Below are 23,986 nucleotides of genomic sequence, written 5' to 3' on the forward strand. Positions count from 1 at the left end.
CGGACGGCCGTGGCCGCGTGATCCCGGCCGCGTGATCCCGGCCACGGTGGGTCAATATAGTTGACCTGGTCAGGTGTCTACTGATGCTCGGGACCGCCGGTGGCGGCGCCGAGGGATTGACGGGAGGAGGGGTTCCTATTGGCTGAACTGCTCCTGGCGATGCTGTTGCCGCGCTGATCTCATGGGTCTGGGGTGACGGTCCGACCGGGTCCGGCGTGACGATCGGCCTGCTCCGCACCCCAGCGGTCCTGACGTGGAGGCGACGCGCGCCGACTTCTCGGATCTTCGTTGTGCCTCGCGGAGGCAAGACGGGAAAGATCGATCCACCAAACAGTTGACTAGGTGGTGTCTCGCGGCCAGGGCACGCCGACGAGGGCGAGCGGTGGACCACGCGGGTCTGAGCGGACTCGTAGTTCGACCGGGACACGATCGTCGGCTGGTGACCGTTGACTGGCCGTGGCGTGGTGCGGCTTCGCTGCCACCGCTGATCAGGTGGCGGGCCCTTTCGCTCAGCCCACCTGCGACTTCCCAGATCTCTGGCCAGCGGTGGGCCTCAGCGAAAGCGCGGACCGCGCGGGGTCGGCGAGACTCTGGCCAGATCATCGAGTCGATCGTGGCGACTTTTCTCGAGGCGGTGCCACGCGTGACGGCGGACATGCGCCTCGGCGGCCGGTCTCACCTCCGCCGCCCCCGCGGATCCGTCGTGGAATATGGCGCGTGGACCTGGCGTTGGCCAGCGGCGAGATGACCGACAGGAGGCCGGATGACAGCCGCGACCGAGATCGTCCCCGACGAGGTGCGCGACTTGCTGGAGCGGCCTGTGATCGTGAACCTGGCGACGGTCCGTGAGGATGGCACCCCGCAGGTCAACCCGATGTGGTTCGCGTGGGACGGCGAGTTCATCCGGTTCACGCACACGAACTTCCGCCGCAAGTACCGGAACATCAAGGCGAACCCGGCCGTCGCGATCTCGATCGTCGACCCGGAGAACCCGTACCGGTACGTCGAGGTGCGCGGCGTCGTCGAACGCATCGACCCGGACCCCACGGGAGCCTTCTTCGTCGAGCTGAACAAGCGCTATGACGGCCCGTTCGGCCCCGGCGACCCGACGGACGCCGCCCACCGAGTCATCTTCGTCGTCCGCCCCACGGCCGTCGGCAAGCGCTGAGCGGTGCCAACCACGTCGTCGAGTGACGACGCGAAAGTCGCACACCCGTGGCGGACCGGGCGCTTGGGCTCAGCGCCGTGCGGGATCTTCAAGGTAGGGATCTGGCTCCGCGGCGCGGAGCGTCGTTCAACCTGACCTTGCGGGGCGATGACGGTGGGGTCCAAGTCCGAGCGGGCTTGGCCAGCACGACTGGTCCGACGGGTGATGTGGGTATCGTCGGCGGGAGCCGGCCTTTCGGTATTTTACCGGATCGGTGTCACTGGCCTCGCACAATTGCACGTTGTGGACGACTCCGCCGCGACTGCGTGATCTGAGGTGGCGGGGGCGCGGCTGGCGGCCGGGCGGACTTCTATGTTTCGCATACCCACGCCGACCGGGAATGGGGCTCCTGGATCGGTAGCGTGCTGCTCGACGCCGGCTACCAGGTCCTGATCGACGCGTGGGAAGTCGTGCCGGGTACGAACCAGGTCCAGGTGGCCGACCGCGCGGTCCGCGAAGCGGACCGGACGCTCGTGGTGCTGTCCGCGTCGTACGGCGAGGAACTGCTCACGGGGGCGATCTGGCGCACGGTGTTCTCCGCCGATCTGGCCGGCCGGGGCCGGCGGCTTCTCACGGCCATGGTCGACGACACCGAGGTCACCGGCCTGCTGGCGCACACCGTCCCGATCGAGCTCGCCGGACTGGACGAGACGGCCGCCCGTGCCCGCCTGCTGACCGGCGTCGCCGCGGCCGTAGCCGGCACAGCGGCCCCGCGCGGACCGGCGCCGTTCCCGGCGGCGGGCGTGACGGGCCGTCACCGCCGCCCGGTAGGCGCGGGCGACCGGATCTGGGTTGAGGCCCTGCCGGCGCCGCCGTCGGCAAGGTTCGTTGAGCGGCCTGGCCTGACCAGGGCGGGCCATCGCGTTCGCGACGTCGGCCTCCCGCGTCGCGGGCCCGCGCTGGGCGCCGTTCTGGCGTCCGGCCCTGAAGGCCGCGGCCGGCGAGGGGCGTGACCGTGTGCTCGACGCCCTCTACGAGGCCGCCGCCGACCTCGCGCGCCTCGGCGGGACCGAGGTCATCACCCGCGCTGTCACCGCGGTCACCGCCATCCAGCGAAACTGGCCCTGACCCGACGCCGACCTGTGGGGGAGATGCCGCACCGGTCGAAGGCACAGCTCGTGGCTGGTTGGGCCGCTCGGATCGGCCGGCGTCGCCGGGCAGGTGTCGAGGTCGGGGCCGCGGTGGGGTCGGGCGGTGTTGTAGCGCTCGACGTAGGTTGGCCGGCACGACCTCACAAGGTGCTGTGTCACCGGATGCGAAAGCGGGCCGTGGCGGGCCGCGTTTTTTCACTGCTCCAGCCCGCTGAGCTGGTTGGAACTTCTTCATTCCTATACATCGCCTGCCACGGCGAAACTATGGCCGTCGCGTGGGATCGAAGGTCCAGGTAAGCCAGCCATCGCCGAATACCGGGACCCACTGACCCGCGGTTCGTCCTTCAAGGAGGTCAAGGATTTCTTGGAGGTACTGGGCGAGCCCTGGCGCTATCGGAGGCAGCAGCGCGCCTTCATCGCGGTCCCAGACCTTCAGACACCCGTGCTTCTCCCCGGCGCGAAGGTCGAGTGAAAGCACACAGCCTGTGGGATCTTGGGCCAGTGGGATGAATGACCGAGGGAAATACCAGGCATGGTCCCCTGCCGGAAGACTCTCGCTACGCGCCTGGATTTCAAGTCGCGATGGATCCTCGACGTGGACCACGCGTCCCTGCCGGGATTCGATCATTTCGCGGATTCCCAGCGGCCAGAATGCCCCAGGGAAGATCTCAACGCCATGGGTGCGAGGGACGCCGTCGTGCAGCGACCACCACTCCGAAACATACTCGGGGAACGAGACACCCAGATTCGCCAAGGCGTCCGTGACCACAGCTGGAGACTCCGGTCCTCTGACGGCGGCGTGACAAAGCGGAGCCTCGGCCTCCAGCCATCCGACAATCCTGGTCCATGTCGCGCGAACGCCATCTTCCATCGACCGTTGCCTCCTAAGCGAGACGACGCGGAACCCTTCCCCCGTGCTCGAACTGCCGAAGGTGCTGTCGACGGGCATGACGACTGTAGCGTCGTGCCTGCCGAAAAGCACGTCCGGGCAGCTCGGGCGGCATGTTCGTACTCGTGGCGGACGCCGCTTCGGGCCAGCGGGCTGGTGGGGTCCCTCAGCTGGTCGCCAGTACTCTTCCCCGATGGGGATAGACGAGGTCCAGCCACGGGTGTTTTCGAACCGGTTCGCGGACGCGGTCGGGCCCAGGTCGGATGTCCCGGACCGGGACCAGTGCCGATGTGTTGGCTACTCGATGAAGACGCGGCCGGCGACCGTCACGTTTCACGGTGAGGAGCAGGACACCGAGGCGGCGGGCTGGCTGCGGCTGCTCGCGTTGGTTGAGGAGGCGGCCGCGGACCGGCGGACGGTGTTCAAGCCATTCGTGGAGCTGAGCGGCGCCGAACGGCGCCAGGTCATCACGCTGCCGCCCACGATCGCGAAACTGACCTCCGTCGAGCATCTGGTCCTCTACGGCACCAACCTGGTACGCATCCCACCCGAGATCGGAGCCATGACCAGCCTCGAGGTCTTCGAGCCCTACACCTCGCACCGGTTGCACTGGTATCCGTACGAGCTCACCAGGTGCGCGCGGCTCACCCACAGCACGGTGAGCACACGGGCCCTCTACGGCAACTTCAAGTTCCGACCGCCCTTTCCCGAGCTACGGCCGGTGACGACCGCTGAGAACGCGGATTTCAACGCGCTCGCCCCCGGCGTGTGGGGCACGGACGCGGTGCGGAGCTGCTCCGTCTGTGACGGGCCGGTGGACCGGGAGCTGCGGCAGGTATGGATCTCCGGCGACGTCGGTACCGACGTGCTCCCGCTCCTGGTGAACGCGTGCTCCGCGGCCTGCGTGGCGGCGCTACCCGAGCCCTACCGCGGCTACATCCCGACGCCGCACACGGGCGGCCCGGGCATCGTCCAGCCACCCGGCCGGTGGTGAGGCCCGGGCGCTGGCGTCTACTGACGAGAGGCGACCCGTCACTAGATCTACCCGGTGGCGGGTTCGTTCGACTCCGAACGGTCATGTCGCGCAGTCCAGACACTGCCGCTACCATTGACGCAAATATTCCCGAGCTCAACATCAGGAAGTTGAAGTACAACCCATGGCCAGCGACGAGACGACGGTGGCCGTATCGGTGGTGATGCTGATTCGCCGGGAACTCGAAGATGACTACGTCGGAATTTGGAAGGTTCCGTGGCACATTCGACGGGCGTTGCCAAATGCGGGTGACGACCAGGTGCAGAAGATTGCAGCTTCGATCTTGGGGGATCTGGTGGCGGCGGACGTGGCTCTTGGGGACCTTGACGAGGAGACGGGTACCTTTCTGCCGTGGCTGGCGACAGGAGCCGCTGAAAAGGTGATGGCCGCATGGCGAGACCTTGGTCGCGATCCCAACATCGGGGACGTGGCGTGGCTCGCGAAAAACGGATAACGCAATGAGTAGCGCCTTCACTGTTGCGTCCGGCGACAGCCGGACTCCGCGTCGGCGGTAGGCGTGATCAAGTGATGAATCGAGGCTTGGTCTCTCCGCTCGCAAACTGAGCTGCCAAATGCAGATCGGGTCGTCTTGGCTGACGGCCTGCGAAGTATGGTTTTGCAACCACGAGATGGGGAACTCGCCGGCGAGGCCCCATTTCCGCGAGGAGGCAGGGAGTTTTGACTCGGCAGCCAACGTCTGGAATGTAGACAATATCATAGTTGGAATTTCGTCTCCGAAGGGGTCGTAGTGATGCGTGCAGTAGCACTGAACGACGCCGACGACGCGCACCCGGACCTGAACATCACGACTGAGGCTGGGAGGATCCATGGAAGGTGGCAAGGCGCGGCTCCGATCCGCGCCGGCGATGTTCTCGATGTCGAACTTGAACTGATGCGTCCTCGACGCTGGTCCGAGGTCGTCTTTGACGGGGACACGGCGTTCGGAGGTCCTGTCGGACCAACGATGATCCGAGGGCGGATCCTTGCGGTCTATGAGGACGGCGTCACGATTCTCCAGGTCGGCAGTGCCGTCATGCAGCTTGAGATGCTTGACGATCCGTCGACCAAAACTCTCGGCCAGACGGTGTCGATCGCCGCTGACGACCTTAAGTTCTACCCGACTGGCATCTGACCTCCGAGAGGAAATGCCAGTTTGGCGGGGCAGGCTCGTATTCACCAGCGTCCTTGCGCGCTGGCGGCGATCGGGCCCCGGCGTTGGCAAGGATCCCGGCGTGGGTGCCCTCGATGGCCAGGGTGTTGACCAGGCCGGCGAGGCCGAGTTTGGCGGTGGCGTAGTTGGCCTGGCCGAAGTTGCCGTACGGGCCGCTCATCGACGTGGCGACGACGACCCGGCCGAGCCGCTGTTCGCGAGAGTACGGCCAGGCGGCCCGTGGACGACCTGGCCGGAGGCCGGCCAGCCAGAACCGCTCGCATGGCAGGGCAGGTCGCGCGGTCGCCGTCTCAACCTCTTCGTGAGATACCGCTTCTGGCGTGCCCGTCATCTCCGCTGGCGCCGCGGCGCGATCGTCAGCCGGTCAGCGTCCGGCGCCGACGGGCGCGGCGGCGGCGCGGGACCGCAGTGGCTCCGCGAGTTCGGCGCGGAAGAAGTCCAGGAACTCGTCCGGGTCGGGGCCGGCGTTGAGCAGCGCCAGCCGGTCGAATCCCGCGTCGACGAACCGGTCGGCGACCGCGAGGTGGCGGGCCGGGTCCGGGCCGCAGGCGAACTGCTCGGCCACGTCCCGCTCGGTCACGGTCGTCGTCGCCGCGGCGAAGTTCACCGGGTTCGGCAGCTCGCTCATCACCTTCCAGCCGGTCAGCGCCCACCGGGTGGTGTTGACCACGGCGCGCGCCGCGGTCGCCTCGTCGGGGGCGTACGCCAGGGGAACCTCGGCGTAGCAGGGCCCGGTCCCGCCGGCGGCGGCGTAGTGCTCGACGATCGCCGGCTTGGGCTCGGTGGCGAACAGCGCGTCGCCGCACTCGGCGGCCAGCCGGGCGGACGGTTCTCCGCTCGCGGCGACCGCGATCTGGGGCGGGGTCCGCGGCAGGTCGAAGATCCGGGCGTCCTCGAGGCGGAGATAGCGTCCGTCGTAGGACTGGTAGCCGCCGCTCCACAGCAGCCGGATGATCTCGATGGCCTCGCGCAGCATCGCGTGCCGCTGCGTCACCGGCGGATACTCGCGGCCCACCACGTGCTCGTTGAGCCGCTCCCCGGAGCCGAGACCGAGCGTGAAGCGGCCGTCGGAGAGCAGCGCGACGGTGGCGGCGGCCTGGGCGATCACGGCCGGGTGGTAGCGGATCGTCGGGCAGGTCACGCCGGTCGCGAGCTCGATGCGGTCGGTGCTCTGCGCGATCGCGCCCAGCATCGACCAGGTGAACGCGGAATGCCCCTGGTCGTCGAGCCAGGGGTGGAAGTGGTCGCTGAGCTCGACGAAGTCGAAGCCCGCCGCCTCGGCGGCCACGGCCTGCCGGATGATCTCTTTGGGTCCGAACGCCTCGGTCATGAGCTTGTAACCGATCTGCATCGCGGAATCTCCCTTCGCCCCACGTGTCCGCGCCCTTCCTCCGGGCACCCTGCCCAGACGGCGGCCGTGAAATCGCGCCGGGAGAGGACGCGGCGAAGAGCCATCGCGAACCGGAGCCATGGCCGGTCCCGCTGGTTCGCGGGCGCGGCTGCGGCCGGCGCCACCGGCAACGAGGCCCCGAATCCCGCCGCGACGCGCCTGTTCTGGGGGTGGCACGCCGCTACCGCCCTCCGCGAGCACCAGATATTGACACATGTTGCCAGATGGAACAACGTGTCAGTTGGTACATCGGTGCAACATTGTGGAGGCGGCGGTGCTGGCCAACAGCGAGCTGTACCTGCGGAGCACTCCGGAGCCGGAGCGGACCGTACGGACTGAGGTCCCGGCCCCGGGGGTGCGGCTGGTGACGCTCAGCCGGCCGGAACGCCTCAACGCGATGTCGGGCGACCTTGTTCGGGATCTGCATGCGGTGCTCGACGAGGTGTCGATGGACGACGACTGCCGGGTGGTCGTGCTGACCGGGGCCGGCCGTGGCTTCTGCGCGGGCCTCGACCTGCACGATCCGCCGAGGCCCGGCCGGGCGGGCTCCAGCCCGCAGGCGGCGATGCGGGTCCAGCAGGCCATCGCGTCCCTGGTTCCCAAGCTGCGCAACCTTCGTCAGCCTGTGATCGCGGCGGTGAACGGCGCGGCCTCCGGTGGAGGTTTCGCGCTGGCGCTCGCCAGCGACGTACGGGTCGCCGCGCGGTCGGCGAGGTTCAACGCCGCGTTCGTCCGGGTCGGCCTGTCGGGCTGTGACATCGGGGTGAGCTGGCTGCTTCCCCGGTTGATCGGGGCCGGGCGCTCGCATGAGCTGATGCTCACCGGCCGGTTCGTCGAGGCGGACGAGGCGCTGAGCATCGGCCTGGTCAGCCGGGTCGTCGACGACGGCGCGGTGGTGGACGCGGCGCTGGAGACGGCCGCGCTGATCTGCGCCAACAGTCCCATGGGGGTGTGGATGACCAAGGAGGTCAGCTGGAGCCAGCTGGAGGTCGGCAGCCTACAGGCCGGTATCGACCTGGAGAACCGCACTCAGGTCCTGACCTCCTACAGCCAGGACCAGAAAGAACAGATCAGCGCGTTCCTACAGCGGCGTACCCCGCGCTACAGCGACTCCTGACCCCGGGGCGAGGGGAGAGCCGGCATGGCAGCCGACGTACCAGGGCCTGGAGCGGTGGACAGGCCGAAGCGTTCGCTTCGTGAGCGGAAGAAGGAACGCACCTTCGATCACGTCGCCCATGTCGCGCTGCGTCTCGTCACGGAACGCGGCCTGGCGGCGGTTCGGGTCGAGGACATCTGCGACCAGGCCGAGATCAGCCGGTCGACGTTCTTCCGCTACTTCGACTCGAAGGAGAGCTGTTTCGTCGCCGGCGTGCGCCAGGGCCACCTCACGGCGATCCTGGCCGCCATAGAGGCCCGCCCGGCGGAGGAGGGGCCGTTCACCGCGTTGTGTAACGCCCTGCTCGCGATCCAGGAGGGCTGGCGCAGACACCGCGACGTCCTGATCCTTGATGCCCGCCTGCGGGCCGAGGTGCCCGCGGTGCGGGCGCACTCCAGCGCAACGCAGTTGGACTGGGAGACCGCCATCGCCGAGGCGATCGCGCCCCGGTTCGCCGGCTCGGACGTCGATCTCTTCCAGGCGCGTGTCCTGGCCGGGAGTGCGCTGTGCGCCGCGCGGGTGGGTACGGAGAAATGGTTGGCCGCGGGCGCGGACTACCCCTCCGCCACGGACGTCGCGGCAGCTTTCGCCGTGCTTCGCCGTCATCTGGCGGGCGAGCCCGCCGAGCCCGGCGGCGATCCGAAAAATTCAGGCGGTCCCTCCGGTCGTGTCGTTGGAAAGAGGAATCAGTATGAAGATTGACGCGATCGTGCAGTGCGATCTGACGAATGCCGTCGACGTCGCCCGCCGGGCCGAAGCAGCCGGCTTCGACGGCATGCTGCACGCCGAGGTCGCGCACGACCCCTTCCTGCCGCTCACCCACGCCGCCGCGGCGACAAAACGGATCACGTTGGGCACGGGCATCGCGGTCGCCTTCGCGCGCAGCCCGATGACCGTGGCGGTGACGGCCGCGGACCTGCACCGCCAGTCCGAGGGCCGGTTCGTGCTCGGCCTCGGCAGCCAGATCCGGGCCCACATCACCCGCCGGTTCTCGATGCCCTGGTCGAGCCCGGCCCCGCGGATGCGCGAGTACGTCGCCGCGCTGCGCGCGATCTGGGATTCCTGGCAGAACGACTCGCCCCTGACCTTCGAGGGTGACTTCTACCAGCACACGCTGATGACCCCGATGTTCAACCACGGGCCAAGCCCGCACGGCGCCCCGAAGATCTTTCTTGCCGGCGTCGGCCCTGTCATGACCACCGTCGCCGGCGAGGTCGCCGACGGCTATCTCGCCCATGGCTTCACCACGCCTGACTACCTACGCGACGTGACGCTCGTCAACCTCGCCCGCGGCCTCGAGCGGGCCGGGCGCTCCCGGTCCGAGATCGAGGTCAGCGTCCCGATCTTCAGCGCGCTCGGGCGAAACGACGCCGAGGTCGAGGCGAACATCAAGAGCGTCCGGCACACCCTTGCCTTCTACGCCTCCACTCCCGCCTACCGCCCCGTCCTGGAACACCACGGCTGGGCAGACCTGGGAGCCGAGCTCACCCGGCTGTCGAAACAGGGACAGTGGCACGCGATGGGCGACCTGATCGACGACGACGTGCTGCGCACCTTCACGATCGTCGGTAAGACCGAGGACTTCGCGCCCGAAGTCCTCCGCCGCTATGGAGACCTGGTCGACCGGATCCAGATCGGCCTGCTGTCCGGCCCGGACGACGAGGAGGCCCGGGAATCCGTGCGAGCCCTCCAGAGGGCGGCGACCGCCCATGAAGCCCGGGGACGCGACAGCCTCGTCAGCGCCACCCTCGACAGTGGCGCCCTCGACCGGCACTCGCGGGACAGGGCGGCCGGTCCTCCGGCGTGACGGGTGCGCGGTCCTCGCGCCCTGAGCGGGTCCGAACAGGGGGGACCGATGAGAAAGGGCGGCGGCGTGGGTCTGATTATGGTCCGCCAGATGTCCGCGACCGCGGCAAGGAGAGCAACCTGTGAGACCGCTCCGATACTCGATCAACATCACCCTCGACGGCTGCTGCGACCACCGGGTGGGCATTCCGGACGAGGAGTTGCATCGCCATCACGCCGCCGGTCTGGAACGAGCCGATGCCCTCCTCTTCGGCCGGGTGACCTACGAGATGATGGAGGAGGCGTGGCGGAAGCCGGCGACGGGAACATGGCCGGACTGGATGGCTGACTGGACGATCCCCTTCGCCGAGACGATCGACAGGGCAAGGAAGTACGTCGTGTCGGGCACGCTCGACCAGGTCGACTGGAACGCGGAGCTCGTACGGGGCGACCTGGGGAAAGCCGTTCAGGAGCTCAAGCAGGAGCCCGGCAGGGGCCTGTTCGTGGGAGGCGTGACCCTCCCGCTGGCCTTGGCGGACCTGGGATTGATCGATGAGTACGAGTTCGTCGTGCAGCCCGTCGTGGCGGGTCACGGGCCGACGTTGTTCGCCGGCCTGAGCGAGCGGCTCGAGCTGAAGCTCGTGGGGCGCCAGGAGTTCCAGTCGGGGGCGGTCGCCCTGCGCTACCAGCCCGGCCACGTCACCGCCTGAAGGCCGGCTGCCCCTGGGCGCGCGGGCCCGGCGACTCCGCCACGACGCCGAGGCCGGCGCGTACCCGGGACGCGAAACGGAGAGGAATTTCCGGAAAAGGCGGCATCGCGCCGTTTTGGGCGCGCCCGGGCCGGAAAACGGCGGTGCTCTCCGCGCGTTGGGGACCTGTTCCGCTTGTGGGCCGCCGGCGCGTGGTAAAAAGTCGAAAAGTCGGTCATGTGACGGCGATTTTTCGGGGGAAGAGTGCGCGCGAGACGGCTCGCCTGTTCGCCTTCCGGCGCGTCCATGCTTTTCTGCGTCATGGCGGCGGCGGTCGTCGGGACGCTGCTCGGTTATCCGTCCCTCGTCGCGGTGGCGGCGGGCGGCGCGGCCGCCGCCATCATCGCCGCCGCCTTCGTCGTGGCCCGGCCTGTCACCGTGGACGTGACGCTCGCGGTCGTACCGGCCGTGGTCCGCCGAGGCGAGGCGACGACACTGGAGCTGCGCGCGCACGCCGCGCGCGGCGGCTCGGCCCCCTGCCGGGTCGTCGTCGCGGCACTCCCGGGTACGAGGCGGCTCGAGATCGCGACCCCCCGGCTCGCGCGCGGCGACCTGACCGCCCGGTCCATCAGCCTGCGGGCGCCGCGCCGGGGCTACCACCGCCTGGGGCCGGTCGAGGTGTCGCGAGCGGACCCACTCGGGCTCCTGCGCACCAGGAGAACGCTCGGAGAGCCGACGGCGCTGCGGGTATGGCCACGCGAGGTGGCGCTCGCGCCGCTGGGCCCGCCCGACGCCCGGCACCTGGACGGGTCCGTCGCGCGCGAGCTGCCGGACGGCGTCGTGACGGTCGACCGGCTGCGCGAGTACCGTCCCGGCGACGACGCGCGGCGCATTCACTGGCCGTCGCTCGCGCGGACCACGAAGCTGATGGTCAAGACCTTCGTCGACCCGGCGGTCTCGGCCTGCGTCGTCGGGCTCGACACGTCGCCGTCCGCCTACGGGGCGTCGAGTCGGCGTTGGTGGGCGGGCACCCGGGGTGCCCGCGAGGCCGTCGCGGACCGGTTCGAGCGGGCGGTCGACGTCGCCGCCTCGGTGGTGGTCGGGCACCTGGCCGGCGGCTGCCCGGTGCGGCTGTACGCGGACGGCGAGTTGCTGTGGCCCGCGCCGGGGACGCCCGAGACGCCGTGGACGGCGCGCGACGTGCTCAGCGAGGTGCGGCTCGCCGCTCGGCGGGCGCCGCGACCGGGGGCGGCCGTGCCTCCGGACGCCCGGGGCAGCGCGCTGATCGTCGTCACCGGCCCGCACGGGGCGGGCTCCCTCCCGGACGACCGCCCCCACGCCGGCCAGTTCGCGCGCGCGCTCACGCTCCAGGTGACAGGCCCCGGCCGGGCCCGCCGGACCGGCGGCCCCGGGGGACGGCGCCGGCCCTGGACGCGGCGCGCAGCCGGCGGGCCGAGCGTCCCGGCCGGCGGCCGGTTCGCCGAGACAGTCGAGATAGCCGACGCCGAGAGCCTGGAACTGATCTGGCCCGAGCTCGCGCGCGAAGAGCGGCCGCGCCGGTGAAGACAACGCGGACGCCGCCGGGCGGGGATACCGGCGCCGCGCGGCGGCGGGGCGACGGCGCGCCGGGACGCTGGCCGACGGGGACGCAGGCGTTCTGCCAGGCCGTCGTCGCCGCGTCGGTCGGGGTCTGCGTCGTCGTCTCCTTCTGGCCGGCGGTCGACGGCCAAGGACTCATCGTGGCCGTCGGCGTCTGTTCCGCGGCCCCCGCGGCGCTGGCCGCCGTCTGCCACCGCCTGCGCTGGGGGGTCGGCCCGGCCGCGCTGGTGTCACTGCTGGGCTTCGCGCTGACGGGCCTCGGCCTGCTGATCGGCCGGGCCGGCGTCGGCGGCGGTGTCGTCGACGAGCTCTCGGCTGTTCCCAGTGGGGTGACCGACGGGGGGACCCGCCTGCTGGAGTACCTGCCACCGGCCCCCGACCACACCTATGTGCTGATCCTGCCGGCGCTGCTGGCCTGGCTCGCCGCCTGGACCGGGGCCGAGCTGGCGCTGCGCACCGGCCGCGGCCCGCTGCCGGCCCTCCCGTCCCTGTCGGCGTGGGTGCTCGCGCTCGCGCTGTCGACACCCGGCGACGACCGGCACCTTCTGTCGGGCGCGGCCGTGGTGGGGGCCGTGGCCCTGCTCGCGGTCGCGCGGCGCGAGCCCGGCGCGCGACCGGCCGGGGCGGCCGGGGCCGACAGCGGCTGGCACGGGGTGCGCGCGTCGAGCGCCGCGGGCGATGCCACGGCAGCCGGGACATCCGCGCGGCGAGCGGCCCGTGGCCTGTCACGGCTCCCGTCCTTCGTCGTCGGCAGGGCGCTTCCGCTGGTGGTGGTCGCCGCTGTGACCGCCGTGGCGCTGACGGCCGGCGGCGCCGCCCGCGATCCGCTCGGCGACGCCCACGACATCCGGGACCGCGTCCGGCCGCGGCCGCTCGACCTGAACTTCGACGTGCTCGGCGCCTACGACCAGTGGCGCGCCGCCCCCGACAGCCGGCTGTTCACCGCTGACCCGTCCGGCGGCCGGTGGTGGCGGCTGGCGACGCTCGACAGCTTCGACGGTGTCCGATGGGCACCGGCCGGGTCGTTCCGCAGGATGGGGCGCCACGTCGACCCGCCCGGCCTCGCGCCGCGGCGGGACACGACCGTGCGGGTGGCGGTCGACCTGATCGACCTCGGCGGCGTGTTCCTGCCCACCCTCGACCAGGCGACCGAGATCCGCGGCCTGGAAGTCTGGATGGACCCGGACGTGGGCCTGCTCGTCCGCGACGACGCCGAGCCCGGCCCCGGCGGCGGCTACACCGTGACGGCGAAGGTCGCCCGGCCGCTGGGAACCACCGCGGCCCCGGTGCATCCCGCCGGGGGTGACCCGAAGCGCGCGGACACGGGGTACATCCCCCCGGGTTGCGCGCGGGCCGCGGCGTCCCTGGTGAGCGCCGCCGGGGCGACGTTCGCCGGCCGGGGCGACGCCGACTCCGTCAGGGAGTGGGCGCTGGGGCTCAGCGACCGGATCGCCGCCCTGCTGAGCCCGGTGCCCGACGCCCCCGCCGCACCGGCGCCGGCCACCGCGGCACCGGCGGCGGCGACGCCAGCCGTGGCGGTGCCCACGCCGGCCACGGCGGCTGCCGGTGGCCGTTATGGCTGCGCCGCGCTGACCGCCGTCGCGCTGGACGGCGCCACCGCGAGTCAGGGACAGGCCGTGGCCGCGTTCGTGCTGGCCGCCCGCGCCGCGGGGCTGCCGGCGAGGATCGCCGTCGGGTTCACGCCGACCGGGGACCGGGACGAGGACGAGGGGGCGCGCGCCGGCGGGCGAGACACGGTCACGGGCCGGGACGCCCGGCTGTGGGCCGAGATCTACGTCTCCGGGACGGGATGGCTACCGTTCTTCGTCGGCACGTCGGAGCGGTCCGAGATAACGACCAACGAAGCGGCCGGAGGCCGCCTCCCCGAGGAGCCGCCGCTGACCGGCGGCGGTGGGCCCGCGCCCGGCCGGCTGCCGACGGCGACGCCCCCGGTCCGGGTCGAGGATCCGGCGGTCGGCGCGGCGCTGTCGGTGTCCCGTGATGTGCTGTCCGTCCTCGTGCCGTTGTTCCTGCTCGTCCTGCTCGCCATGTTCCTGATCGTGATGTGGCGCGTTCTGCGGCGGCGGGCGCAGGCACGCCAGGCCGCGCGGGAACGGGAACGGGCGGCCGTCGCCCCCAGCCCCGCGGATCGGGTGCTGGCCGGCTGGTACGGGTCACTCGACGCGCTGGCGGCCGTCGAGCCGTCCGCCGTCGACGCGCCGTCGACCGCCGCCGACGCCGTGCGGCGAGCCGAGTCTGTCCTCCCGCCGGCCGCCGGCGAGCTGCACGCGCTGCGCGTCGCCGCGGGCCAGATCCTCTACGCCGGGCTGACCGATGTCACCGCGGCGCAGGCGCTGCGCGCGGAGCAGTACCGGAGCCACTTCGCGACCGCCGCGCGCCAGGCGGCCACGCCGAGCGCGGCCAGAGACCCAACACAGCACTGACGGGGGACACACCATGGACGTCGAGGGGTTCGCGGCGGACGTCGCGCTGGTCGCCGAGAACGTCAGGCGGGTCGTCCGCGGGAAGGACGCCGCCGTCGACCTCGCGCTGATCTGCCTGTTCGCCGGCGGGCACCTGCTGGTCGAGGACCGGCCGGGGGTCGGCAAGACGCTGCTCGCGCGGTCCATCGCCGCGTCGTTGCGCGCCGACATGAAACGCATCCAGTTCACTCCCGACCTGCAGCCGACGGACGTCACCGGAATGACCGTGTACGACCAGTCGGCCACGGCGGCAGCCGACCGGTTCCCCTTCCACAAGGGGCCGCTGTTCACCAACGTCGTCCTCGCCGACGAGATCAACCGGGCCTCGCCGCGCACCCAGGCCGCGCTGCTCGAGGCGATGGAGGAACGCCAGGTCAGCTTCGACGGCCAGACCCACCCCCTGCCGGACGAGAAACGGTCCGGGCCGTTCTTCGTCGTCGCCACCCAGAACCCGCTGGACGCCGCGGGAACCTACCCCCTGCCGGACGCGCAGCTGGACCGGTTCCTCATGCGGCTGTCGATGGGGTATCCGGCCGAGGCCGACGAGCTGCGGATCCTGCGCGACGACGCCGCCGGAGCCGGGCCGGACGACCTGTCGCCCGTGCTGGACGGCCCGCGCGTCCTGGAGATGATCGACTGGGCCCGGGCTGGCGTTACGGCCTCGGACCTTGTCTACCGCCGCGCGCTCGAGATCGTCGACAAGACCCGCAAGCTCGCGGAGGGCACGGAGCTGCCGGACGGCTGGCGGGGCGAGCGGATCACCGCCTCGATGCCCGGGCCCTGGCTGCGGTGCGGGGCCAGCCCGCGGGCGGCCGTGGCCCTGATGCGCGCCGCCCGGGTCGCCGCCGCCTGCCGCGTCGACGAGCCCCCGAAGGCCGGGACGGCCCCCGGCCCGGAGCCGATCGTCGCGCCCGCCGATGTCCGCAGGGTCGTCGAGCCCTGTGACCTCACGAAGGTCGCGGTCGCGGTGCTCGCGCATCGGCTCCAGCTCGCGCCGGTGCTGCTCAGAAGCGGGGTGACCAGCGAGGACGTCGTGAACGACGTGCTGCGCAGCATTCCCGGCGCGCGCGACCAGGCCCCGCCACCGGCGGCGCCGCCAGCGCGCGACCGGGGCCGGAGCCGGGGCCGGTCGAGGTGAGCGGCCGGCCTGGGGTGGCGCGGGCCGCCGCGCTGGCCACGATCTGCCCGCTCGTGGTGACCGCGGCACTGGTGGCCGCCGTGACCCGGACGGACTCGACGACGATGACCCGGACCGACGTGCCACGGGCACTGCCCGTGGCGGTCGCGCAGACGACGCCGGCGCCCTCGGCCTTCCCCTCCGCGTCGGCGTCCCCGCCGCCGGCGCTGACCGCGTCCGCGCCCCCGCCCACCGGCCCGGCCGGATCGACCGGGCCGACCTCCACCCCCGCGGCCTCGGCCGTGGCACCCACCCCCGCGCCGCCGCCGTCGACGCCGCCTCGGCGGACGGCCCCGGCCCCGGCGCCGGAGGGCTCGCTCGCCCCATCCGCGTCGCCGCTACCGGGTCTTCCCCCGTCGAGCCCGATCAGCGCGGCGCCGTCGGCCGCCGGCCAGCCACCCCCGGCCGCGCCGACGCTGAACCCCACCACGGCCCCGCCCGAGACGGCGCAGCCGGCGGGCCAGCCGGGTCCGGGGAACGGGGACACGACGGGGGAGGCCACCGGCCCTCCGCCGCCCTCCGGCGCGCCGCCCTCCGGCGCGCCGTCCTCCGCCGCGCCGACCGGCGCCGAGCCAGGGACCGTCCCACCGCCCTCGAACCAGCCGCCGTCGCCGCCCGCGGGGCCGCCCTCACCTGTCTCCACGCCGTCGCCGTCGGCCAGCCCGACGACGGCGCCGAGCACGGCACCGACCTCGACACAGGAGCCCAGCCCGACCACCGGCCCGTCCCCGGTGCCCGAGCCGACGGCGACGCCTTCCGAGGAGCCGGAGCTCACCGACCTCGGCGGGTTCAGCGGCGACCGCAGCCTCTCGGCCTACTGCCAGTCACTCGGATTCGCCGACGCGGTCCCGACCCAGGGGCTGGACGGCCCGGCCGAGGGCAACTGGAGATGCTGGACCGACGAGGCGAACAACCAGCCGATCAACTTCGGCGCCGCCTGTGGCTGGGCCTACGCCGGCAGCGTCCGAGCCGCCTCACCGAGCGGACGCGCCTACGGCTGGCGCTGCTACGGATAGCGCGTTGGGCACGCGCGGGGCCGGACCCGCCCGGGCGTCGCCGCCACCGGCCACGCCCGCCGGCGCGGCCGGTGGCCGGCCAGCCCAGGCCCGTCCCGGCCCGGCGCGTCACTCCAGGCCCGGCGGGTCACTCCAGGGCGTAGCACTTCCAGCTCTGGGCGTCGTTCTCGTCGTCCGGCCTCGCGTCGGCGATGGGCAGGTCCGGGTGGGCCCACTGGCACGCCTGCACCATGTTGATCGCGGGGTCGCCGTCGTTGACGGCGGGGTCGCCGTTGCGTTCGCAGCGCCAGGTGTCCCAGGCGACCTGGTACCCCTGGGCCGGATAGGCTTTCTGGTCGCCCAGCCACTGGCAGAAGTGGTCGAGGTCCCTGTCCCCGGTCGGCCCGCTCACCGGTCGCAGCCGCGGGGACGTGGCGTCGGGCCCGCGGGTTATCCGCACCGAATCGACGACGCGCATGTCCGCCGACATCTGGTTGCTCGCGATCCCCACGACCGCGTCGGACGCCCCCTGCCGCCGGTAGTAGTCGTCGATGGCGGCGAGCCCGGCCGGGGTCAGCGCGACGAGGCTCAGCTCACGGGACGTCCCGTCGTTCGCACCCCCGCCGACATAGATGACGCCCTTCCAGCTCCCGTCCGGCTCCACGACGAGCGGGTGCCAGGGGTAGTACGTACCCAGGTCGACGACCAGCATCATCAGCATCAGCCCATGACCGGTCTGGAGGCCTCGCGAGGTGCCGGACGCCTGGATCCAAGGCCCCACGGCCGCGCCGTCCGCGGGCGAGGTGATCGAGTCCTGGACTCCCGACGCCGCTGTGCCGCCCTCGCCGCCGGTTGTGCTGGTCGGCGGCCCCCCCACCGGCGGCCCGCTGGGTGACGGCGCTCCGGTGGACGGCCCGCCCGTCCGCGGGCCGGGGTCAGGCCCCTCCCTCGTGTTGAACACCGTCACGAGAACGATGACGCTCACCAGGACCACCACGGCCCCCGCCAGCCAGCGACCGCGCGGATGCTCCCAGCTCCAGTGCTTCATCTGCTTCGGCGAGGTCGGGTTCGGATCGGCCTGGTAGGGCGAGCTGGGCCGATCCGCCTCTTCGGCGTCCTCGGCCTGGCTGGTCGGCACCGTCAGATGTCGGCTGGCGCCGGCGCCGCCGTCTCCGAAGACAGTGTTATGTGGATACCGACGTCTTACGGCCTGCCGGATGGCGTCGGCACCGTTCGGCAGCAGACCCTTGCCGAGCTCCCTGTTCACCTCGCCCCAGTACATGAGAGCGCTCAGGGCTCCCAGACCGCCGGGGGCTTGGCCGGGAGTCAGCCCGATCTGGTCAAGAAGGGCTCGAATCTCTTCCGGACGGCTGAACGTTTCGGCGAGCTCCGCGACCTCCTGTTCGGTCAGCATGTCAACGAGCCGTCACCAGAATTGACGGCGGTAATCGCCGGCCAGGTGTACCGCGCTATGCCACGCGCTATGCCCCGCACCATGTCCCCCGCTTGCACGACGACAGCGTGACACATCCCGCTGTCGTCTTGGATGGCAGCGTGCCGGACCAGAACCGAGGCGATGGTCAGGCACGCTGGCTGTCAGCGGCCAGCCTGTCCTCGCGGAGATCGGCGACCTCCACGTCGTACCAGACTTTGATCATTTGCCGGCCTTACCCGGCTGTCACGCTCCAATGCGTTGAGAGGCATCGCGCTCCCTGTTCGGTCTCCTGGAGGCCCGAAAGCGTCCCGGAGCCGGGCGGGGATCGGACCTGAGCCCGGGGCGCGATGGTCCCCGGTTCCTGTCTCGGGTGGACCGTGGCGCGATGCGGTCGGTGGGGGTGCGTGGTCTGCTCCCGTCGTCGTTGTTTGGTTCGTTTGGCGAGGAGTACGCCAAACCGATCACGGCCTCCCGGGCACTCGGCCCGCCGATCGGCTGACCACGACTGTGACCTGACGCCGACGCTGGGATCGGGGGTCTCTCCCTCAGCGGGGCGCGGGTCGTCGGTCTGGCACGGACGTGTCGTTCCTGGCGGGGCACGTCTCGTCGCTGGCCACGAGCGTGTGGACGGTGCCGAGCACGGGGTGGGCCCAGCTGGGGGACCTCGTCGCCGGCGGCCGTCTCCGTCAGCCGCCCGTTGCCTGGTCGGTCTGGGCCTCTCCGCCGCCGAACAGCAGCCCGATCTTCGCCGCGAGGTAGTCGCCCGCCGTCCATCCCGGGGTGCCCGCGCGAGCCGACGCGCACTGGCCCACGACCGGAGCGCGGTGGTCGGGGAACTGGAAGTAGCTGAGGCTGGTCCGCGCCGGCTGCCGGCCGGGACCGGCCGGCGCGACCACGCGGTGCCAGGTGCTGTTCCACCGGTCGCCACTGGTGGCCGCGAGCAGGTCGCCCACGTTGACGACGAATCCGCCGGCTGGCACGTCGACCGGTAGCCAGGCGCCGTTCCGGAAGATCTCCAGACCGGGCTGGCCGTCGACCGCGACCAGTGTCAGAAATCCATAGTCCGTATGCGGACCTGCTCGCCAGACGCCCGGTTTCACCGGTCCTTCGAACGATGGGTAGTGATTTACCCGCAGCCCGCCGAGCGGTCTCCGGAAGATCTCGTCGAACGCGGTCGGATCGTCGCGCAGGGCGGCTCCGCACACCCGCAGCAGCTGCCGGCCCAGCTGGTCGACGGCGGCCCGGAACGGCTCGAGCGCCGCCCGGAACCACCACAGGTCCTGATCCGGCCACACGTCGGCGGCCGACCATCTGTCCGTGTTCGCGGGTCCGCCGTGCGGGGCCAGGCAGTAGGTCTCGGAGAGATCCGGAACGCGGGCGCCGCCCGCCGCGGCCGGGCCGCGGCCCGCGCCCGGCCCGGTCGACGCCGCCCTGGCGGCGGTCGCTGCCGGTCCGCTGGCGGCGTGCGTCGTTCCGGCGGCGCCCGGCGTTGACCTGGGCGTGACGGCCGTCGCGGCGGCCTGACTCTCGCCGCCGAGCCGGACGTAGCCGCGGCGAAGGGTCGGGTGGGCGCGCGCCCGGCTGCGCTCCTTGACCTCCTGTGGCAGCTCGAAGAACCGCGCCGAGGCGGTGATGGCGGCGGCTGTCGACGCCGCCGGAACCGTGTGGTCGACGACACAGAAGAATCCCGCGTCGCGGCAGGCGTCGTCGACCGCCGTGACGATGGAGCGGAACGCGGAACTCGACTCCCTGGTTATTCCACGCAGTGACAGTGTGGGTGCGGCGAGTCCTTTCCGCGCGGTCGGCGCGGAACTCTCCCGATCGGTCCGGCGCGGCCGGTCGATGTCTCCCACGCCACGATTCTGACATGGACCGTGTTTCAGATCGAATATCGATCAGAAGTCGTTCTATGAACGTGCGCGGCTGGGCCGAAACATCTAGGACACCGGAGTGTGCGGAGACCGCGCGGTCGAAAGGCGGTCACGTCGCGCCGGCGGCCCCGGCCGGGAAATGACCGGCGAGCCGGCAGGGGAATGCCGGCTCGCCGGATACCGCGGGCGCCGGTCAGGCGGGCGCGGCCGGGTTCAGCCCGACCCCGGGATGCCGACGGCCTTGGTCTCCAGGTAGAGGCGCAGGCCCGCCGTGCCGCACTCGCGGCCGATGCCCGAGTTCTTGAAGCCGCCGAACGGCGCGTCGGACGCCTGGCTCGCGCCGTTGACGCTGACCATCCCGGTCCGCACCCGGCGGGCGATGTCGACGCCCGCGGCCACGTCCGCCGTCCACACCGAGCCGGACAGCCCGTACTCGGAGTCGTTGGCGATGGCGACGGCCTCGTCGGGATCGTCGTAGTCGAGCACGCAGACCACCGGCCCGAAGATCTCCTCCCGCGCGATCCGCATGCTGTTGTCGACGTCGACGAACAGCGTCGGCTCGACGAACCAGCCGCGCGGCTGGGACGCGGGCCGGCCGCCCCCGACCACGATCTTCGCGCCCGCGTCCCGGCCGAGGTCGAGATAGCCCTCGACCCGGTCCCGCTGGCGCCGGGCGAGCAGGGGTCCGATCTGGGTGCCGAGGTCCGCCGGGTCCCCGATCGTCATCGCCGTCATCGCCTCGGCGAACGCGTCCACGAACTCGTCATGGCGGCGGCGCGAGACGAGGATCCTGGTCTGGGCGACGCACGCCTGGCCGGAATTCAGGAACGCCATCGGCAGCAGATCGGCGACGGTGCGCTCGAGCGGCGCGTCGTCGAGGATGATCGCGGCCGACTTGCCGCCCAGCTCCAGGCTCACCCGGGCCAGCCGCTCGCCGCACCAGGAGGCGACCTGCCGGCCGACGGCGGCACTGCCGGTGTAGGCGACCTTGTCGACGTCCGGGTGCCGTACCAGGTGGGCGCCGGCGACGCTGCCGCCCGGCACGATGTTGACGACGCCGGGAGGCAGTCCCACCTCGCGCAGGATCTCGGCGAGCACATAGGTGTCGAGCGGGCTTTCCGGCGCCGGCTTGAGGACGACGCAGCAGCCGGCGACGATCGCCGGCGCGAGCTGCGCCGCGGCGAGCAGAAGCGGGAAGTTCGACGGGACGACGCACGCGACGACGCCGACCGGCTCCTGCAGCACCAGGGTCTGTCCGCCGTCGCCTCCCAGGTACTCCTCGAACGGGAACTCCCTGGCCAGCGCGGCCGCCGCCCGCAGGAACGCGATCGGCGCGGGCACCTGGCCGGCCGCGACGAACGAGGCCGGCGAGCCCATCTCGGCGATGATGAGCGCGCCCACCTCGGCGGCGCGCCGCTCCAGCAGGTCGGCGGCCCGGTCGAGCAGGTCCGCGCGGTCGGCGACGGGCAGCCGCGGCCACGGGCCGGTGTCGAACGCGGCGCGGGCGGCCGCGACCGCTCGCTCGATGTCGGCCGGTGTTCCGTCCGGGACCCGCCCGACGATCTCCTCGGTGTACGGCGAGATGACGTCGATCGTGCCGTCGCCCAGCGGGTCGAGCCAGTCGCCGTCCGTGTAGAGACGGGTGTGGATGTGCATGGTGCCACCTCGGTTCACGATGGTTGGCCGCTCACGATGGTTGGCCGCGCCGGCGCGTCGCGGCGTGCGCGACTTCCGGGCACGGTGGGGCTGCCAGGTTCCGGCCGCCCGGAGCCCGCGCCGCGCCGCCAGCGGCGCGCGGTCCGCCGGGCCGTGGCACGCGGCGGCTCGCCAGGCTCGGCCGCGCGGCCCGGCGCGGGCCCGACGGGCCCTGTCTGGCCCGGCGGTCCCCCAGTGCCGTGACCGCCGACGTCCGCCCGCTCCGCATGATCGCCGATTGTGCCCCGACGGGGTTGTGATGAGGCCCTGTTCACGACCCCCAGAGGGCAGAAACGGCGATCATGTCCGACGTCGACATAGGGCGAACCTTGGCGGGGCCGGCACTAGCCCGACGGTCCTTGCCTAGTTCGACAGGTCGCCGCAGGATCTGTTGATCGCGCGCGAGGCGGGCGTGCTCAGGCTCGCCAGCTGGTCGCCGCGCGCGACGACGTCGAACTCGTCGCCGACGATGGCGGCGAGGAACCGGTGCGGGCCGGCGCCGACGATCCGGTAGCGGTGCGGTATCCCGCCCGCGTAGGACACGGCGTCGCCGGGGCCGAGCTCGTAGTGCGTCCCGTCGACGTCGGCGACGTACTCACCGGCCAGGATGAGGACGAACTCGTCGTTGTGATGGACGGAGTACGGCTGGAACTCCCGCCAGCCGCCGGTGAACTCGATCGCCCGCAGCTGCCGGTTCGCGGGGGTGAGGGCCGAGGCGTTCGAGCCGGGGTCGAGCTCGTCCTGCACCAGGCCGACCCGCTCGGTGACCCGGACCACGTCGGCGTGGCCACCCGTCTGCCCGCTGGACAGCAGCGACACCGCGCTGGTGCCGAGCGCGTGCGCGATCCGGTCGAGCGACCGCATGCTCGGCAGGGCGAGGCCTCGTTCGATCTGGGACAGGAACGGCTGCGAGAGACCCGCCTCCTGCGCCACGTCCTGCATCGTCCGTTCCAGCGCCTTGCGCCGGCGCCGGATCGCGACGCCGACCTGGGCGCTCAGCTCGCTGCTGGACTCGCCCACACCTCACCCCTCTTCGACGGTGCCCCGGGCGGATCGACTCCGGCGAACATACCCGCCATGATCCGTTACCGGGCGGCCCGGGCACGAGCGCCCGCGGCCCACGGTGACCTCGCTGTCGTCACGCGGAAAGCAGCGTCGTCTTCCCGTCGTACGCCTCCGTCAGGAACGAAAGGTCGACCAGCTTGTTCACGTCGGGCAGCTCGGTGCGGCCGGCGGCCCGGATGCCCTCGTACACCGGACCGGCGATGTAGTCCTTGTCCATCCAGAGGACGCCCTTCTTCCGGGTCACGTCGCTGACCCACAGCTCGATCTGCTTGCGGTTCTCGGTGAGCTGGCCGTCGTAGTCCAGCGCGAGGTCGACGCCGTACTTCTCGGTGGCCAGGCGGGCGCCCAGCTCCGGGTCCTGGATGTTCTTCTCGTGTCCCTTGATCGTCGCCCGCAGGAACCGGACCACGGCTTCGTGGTTGGCGTCGAGGAAGCTGCGCTTGGCGATGAGCGCGTCGGCGTAGAGCGGCACGCCGAACTCGGTGAGCGTCGCGGAGAACACCGTGAGGCCCTGCGCCTCCAGCACGCTGACCTGGTTCGTGGTGTAGCAGAGGATGGCGTCGACCTGGCCGTTGGCCAGCGGCGCCGGGTCGGCGCCGATCTGGATGAAGTTGTAGTCGTTCGCGATGCCGTTCACCTTGAAACAGGCGTCGATCATCGAGGGCGAGGAGCTGTCCCCGCCGAGCGTCTTCCCGACCAGGTCGTGAATGCTCTTGATGTTCGGGTCCAGCCAGGCGAAGCCGACCGGGGACTCCTGCAGGGTCGCCGCGAACATCACGAAGTCCGCGCCCTGCGCCGCCGCGTCGATGATCTTCAAGGTGTCGGAGGCGAGGCCGATCCCGGCCTTGCCCGCCTCCAGGACCTGGACGTTCTCCGGCGCGTTGGGGCCGCCGCCGATCCAGTCCGGCGCGATGCCCTCGTCGGTGTAGTAGCCCTGGTCGTCGCCGACCCAGAAGCCGGCCCACTCGACGTTCTTGACCCAGGAGAACACGGTGCTGACCTTGGTACCCGACGCGGCGGCCGCGGTCGCCCCCGCGTCGTCGTCGCCGCACGCGCTCAACACCGCCGGTCCGAGCAGCGCGGCGCCGCCGAACAGGGCGGACCGGCGCAGCAGCGAGCGGCGGGACAGCTGGGCGGACGAGACCGCCCCTGGCTTGGTCATGGTCTGACTCCTTCGCAGGCAAGATTGATCAGATCAATATCTGGGGAGAGGCGCGGCGGCGGGCGTCGGCGCGCGCCCGGGACGCCGGCGCGG

Annotated in this window: 19 protein-coding genes and 2 pseudogenes; 13 read left to right on the top strand and 8 right to left on the bottom strand. The window is 71.8% G+C overall.

Annotated features, from left to right (window positions below; genetic code table 11):
- Positions 1-763: 763 nt before the first annotated feature.
- Both I6A81_RS30655 and I6A81_RS30660 read left to right on the top strand, forming a co-directional pair.
- Positions 764-1,168, top strand: a complete 405-nt coding sequence (locus I6A81_RS30655; RefSeq protein WP_203001006.1) for a PPOX class F420-dependent oxidoreductase — start codon at positions 764-766, stop codon at positions 1,166-1,168.
- 359 nt (positions 1,169-1,527) lie between these two features.
- Positions 1,528-2,160: pseudogene (locus I6A81_RS30660) on the top strand (toll/interleukin-1 receptor domain-containing protein); the annotation flags it as partial.
- 400 nt (positions 2,161-2,560) lie between these two features.
- On the opposite strand, the gene I6A81_RS30665 reads toward I6A81_RS30660, so the two are convergent.
- The gene (locus I6A81_RS30665) at positions 2,561-3,247 is read right to left on the bottom strand and encodes an SMI1/KNR4 family protein (protein WP_203001004.1); all 687 of its coding nucleotides are present in this window, start codon (positions 3,245-3,247) and stop codon (positions 2,561-2,563) included.
- A gap of 133 nt (positions 3,248-3,380) precedes the next feature.
- Here I6A81_RS30665 and I6A81_RS30670 point away from each other — a divergent pair, with 133 nt between their 5' ends.
- From I6A81_RS30670 to I6A81_RS30680, 3 genes are all read left to right on the top strand, one after another.
- Positions 3,381-4,181 carry a hypothetical protein gene (locus I6A81_RS30670; protein ID WP_203001002.1) on the top strand — a complete coding sequence of 267 codons (801 nt, stop codon included), beginning with the start codon at positions 3,381-3,383 and terminating at the stop codon, positions 4,179-4,181.
- Positions 4,182-4,344: 163 nt separating this feature from the next.
- Complete coding sequence (locus I6A81_RS30675; RefSeq protein WP_203001000.1) at positions 4,345-4,674, top strand: hypothetical protein; 330 nt, start codon at positions 4,345-4,347, stop codon at positions 4,672-4,674.
- A gap of 297 nt (positions 4,675-4,971) precedes the next feature.
- Complete coding sequence (locus tag I6A81_RS30680) at positions 4,972-5,352, top strand: hypothetical protein (protein WP_203000998.1); 381 nt, start codon at positions 4,972-4,974, stop codon at positions 5,350-5,352.
- A 79-nt stretch (positions 5,353-5,431) separates the two neighbouring features.
- Here I6A81_RS30680 and I6A81_RS46355 read toward each other — a convergent pair.
- Positions 5,432-5,611 (bottom strand): annotated as a pseudogene (locus tag I6A81_RS46355) (SDR family NAD(P)-dependent oxidoreductase); the annotation flags it as partial.
- A 144-nt stretch (positions 5,612-5,755) separates the two neighbouring features.
- A complete protein-coding gene (locus I6A81_RS30690; protein ID WP_203000994.1) occupies positions 5,756-6,742 on the bottom strand; it encodes a TIGR03557 family F420-dependent LLM class oxidoreductase in 987 nt (328 codons plus the stop codon).
- 313 nt (positions 6,743-7,055) lie between these two features.
- Here I6A81_RS30690 and I6A81_RS30695 point away from each other — a divergent pair, with 313 nt between their 5' ends.
- The 8 genes from I6A81_RS30695 (at position 7,056) to I6A81_RS30730 (ending at position 16,686) form a co-directional block, all read left to right on the top strand.
- Positions 7,056-7,898: an enoyl-CoA hydratase/isomerase family protein gene (locus tag I6A81_RS30695; RefSeq protein WP_203000992.1), complete on the top strand. Its 843-nt coding sequence runs from the start codon at positions 7,056-7,058 to the stop codon at positions 7,896-7,898.
- A 24-nt stretch (positions 7,899-7,922) separates the two neighbouring features.
- Positions 7,923-8,639, top strand: coding sequence for a TetR family transcriptional regulator (locus tag I6A81_RS30700; protein WP_238428482.1), 717 nt, complete (start codon positions 7,923-7,925; stop codon positions 8,637-8,639).
- Entirely contained in the window at positions 8,629-9,744 is a 1,116-nt protein-coding gene (locus I6A81_RS30705) for a TIGR03617 family F420-dependent LLM class oxidoreductase (protein WP_203000990.1), read from the top strand. Before I6A81_RS30700 ends, I6A81_RS30705 begins: the two co-directional genes overlap by 11 nt.
- A gap of 121 nt (positions 9,745-9,865) precedes the next feature.
- A complete protein-coding gene (locus I6A81_RS30710; protein WP_203000988.1) occupies positions 9,866-10,432 on the top strand; it encodes a dihydrofolate reductase family protein in 567 nt (188 codons plus the stop codon).
- 285 nt (positions 10,433-10,717) lie between these two features.
- The gene (locus tag I6A81_RS30715; RefSeq protein WP_203000986.1) at positions 10,718-11,974 is read left to right on the top strand and encodes a DUF58 domain-containing protein; all 1,257 of its coding nucleotides are present in this window, start codon (positions 10,718-10,720) and stop codon (positions 11,972-11,974) included.
- Positions 11,971-14,454 (top strand): transglutaminaseTgpA domain-containing protein, encoded by a 2,484-nt coding sequence (locus I6A81_RS30720; protein WP_203000984.1) that lies wholly within the window; start codon positions 11,971-11,973, stop codon positions 14,452-14,454. Before I6A81_RS30715 ends, I6A81_RS30720 begins: the two co-directional genes overlap by 4 nt.
- 13 nt (positions 14,455-14,467) lie before the next feature.
- Positions 14,468-15,631, top strand: a complete 1,164-nt coding sequence (locus I6A81_RS30725) for an AAA family ATPase (protein WP_203000982.1) — start codon at positions 14,468-14,470, stop codon at positions 15,629-15,631.
- Between the two features lie 770 nt (positions 15,632-16,401).
- Positions 16,402-16,686, top strand: a complete 285-nt coding sequence (locus I6A81_RS30730; protein WP_203000981.1) for a hypothetical protein — start codon at positions 16,402-16,404, stop codon at positions 16,684-16,686.
- A gap of 127 nt (positions 16,687-16,813) precedes the next feature.
- Here the strand turns inward: I6A81_RS30730 and I6A81_RS30735 are convergent, their stop codons facing one another.
- From I6A81_RS30735 to I6A81_RS30755, 5 genes are all read right to left on the bottom strand, one after another.
- Positions 16,814-18,079 (bottom strand): effector-associated domain EAD1-containing protein, encoded by a 1,266-nt coding sequence (locus I6A81_RS30735; RefSeq protein WP_203000979.1) that lies wholly within the window; start codon positions 18,077-18,079, stop codon positions 16,814-16,816.
- 707 nt (positions 18,080-18,786) lie between these two features.
- On the bottom strand, positions 18,787-19,953 hold the full coding sequence (locus tag I6A81_RS30740) for a 2-oxoglutarate and iron-dependent oxygenase domain-containing protein (RefSeq protein ID WP_203000977.1): 1,167 nt from the start codon (positions 19,951-19,953) through the stop codon (positions 18,787-18,789).
- 231 nt (positions 19,954-20,184) lie between these two features.
- Positions 20,185-21,627, bottom strand: a complete 1,443-nt coding sequence (locus I6A81_RS30745) for an aldehyde dehydrogenase (protein ID WP_203000975.1) — start codon at positions 21,625-21,627, stop codon at positions 20,185-20,187.
- A gap of 402 nt (positions 21,628-22,029) precedes the next feature.
- Positions 22,030-22,686: a helix-turn-helix domain-containing protein gene (locus I6A81_RS30750; protein WP_203000973.1), complete on the bottom strand. Its 657-nt coding sequence runs from the start codon at positions 22,684-22,686 to the stop codon at positions 22,030-22,032.
- Between the two features lie 118 nt (positions 22,687-22,804).
- Positions 22,805-23,893: an ABC transporter substrate-binding protein gene (locus I6A81_RS30755; RefSeq protein ID WP_203000971.1), complete on the bottom strand. Its 1,089-nt coding sequence runs from the start codon at positions 23,891-23,893 to the stop codon at positions 22,805-22,807.
- Positions 23,894-23,986: the final 93 nt, after the last annotated feature.

It is taken from the genome of Frankia nepalensis (genome assembly GCF_016786325.1).
Taxonomy (GTDB): Bacteria; Actinomycetota; Actinomycetes; order Frankiales; family Frankiaceae; genus Pseudofrankia; species Pseudofrankia nepalensis.

What these genes read in the sequence shown, in the direction of transcription:
- I6A81_RS30655 (WP_203001006.1), top strand. Translation starts at nt 764, where the DNA reads ATGACAGCCGCGACCGAGATCGTCCCCGACGAGGTGCGCGACTTGCTG.
- I6A81_RS30665 (WP_203001004.1), bottom strand. Translation starts at nt 3,247, where the DNA reads ATGCCCGTCGACAGCACCTTCGGCAGTTCGAGCACGGGGGAAGGGTTC.
- I6A81_RS30670 (WP_203001002.1), top strand. Translation starts at nt 3,381, where the DNA reads ATGGGGATAGACGAGGTCCAGCCACGGGTGTTTTCGAACCGGTTCGCG.
- I6A81_RS30675 (WP_203001000.1), top strand. Translation starts at nt 4,345, where the DNA reads ATGGCCAGCGACGAGACGACGGTGGCCGTATCGGTGGTGATGCTGATT.
- I6A81_RS30680 (WP_203000998.1), top strand. Translation starts at nt 4,972, where the DNA reads ATGCGTGCAGTAGCACTGAACGACGCCGACGACGCGCACCCGGACCTG.
- I6A81_RS30690 (WP_203000994.1), bottom strand. Translation starts at nt 6,742, where the DNA reads ATGCAGATCGGTTACAAGCTCATGACCGAGGCGTTCGGACCCAAAGAG.
- I6A81_RS30700 (WP_238428482.1), top strand. Translation starts at nt 7,923, where the DNA reads ATGGCAGCCGACGTACCAGGGCCTGGAGCGGTGGACAGGCCGAAGCGT.
- I6A81_RS30705 (WP_203000990.1), top strand. Translation starts at nt 8,629, where the DNA reads ATGAAGATTGACGCGATCGTGCAGTGCGATCTGACGAATGCCGTCGAC.
- I6A81_RS30715 (WP_203000986.1), top strand. Translation starts at nt 10,718, where the DNA reads ATGCTTTTCTGCGTCATGGCGGCGGCGGTCGTCGGGACGCTGCTCGGT.
- I6A81_RS30725 (WP_203000982.1), top strand. Translation starts at nt 14,468, where the DNA reads ATGGACGTCGAGGGGTTCGCGGCGGACGTCGCGCTGGTCGCCGAGAAC.
- I6A81_RS30735 (WP_203000979.1), bottom strand. Translation starts at nt 18,079, where the DNA reads ATGCTGACCGAACAGGAGGTCGCGGAGCTCGCCGAAACGTTCAGCCGT.
- I6A81_RS30745 (WP_203000975.1), bottom strand. Translation starts at nt 21,627, where the DNA reads ATGCACATCCACACCCGTCTCTACACGGACGGCGACTGGCTCGACCCG.
- I6A81_RS30755 (WP_203000971.1), bottom strand. Translation starts at nt 23,893, where the DNA reads ATGACCAAGCCAGGGGCGGTCTCGTCCGCCCAGCTGTCCCGCCGCTCG.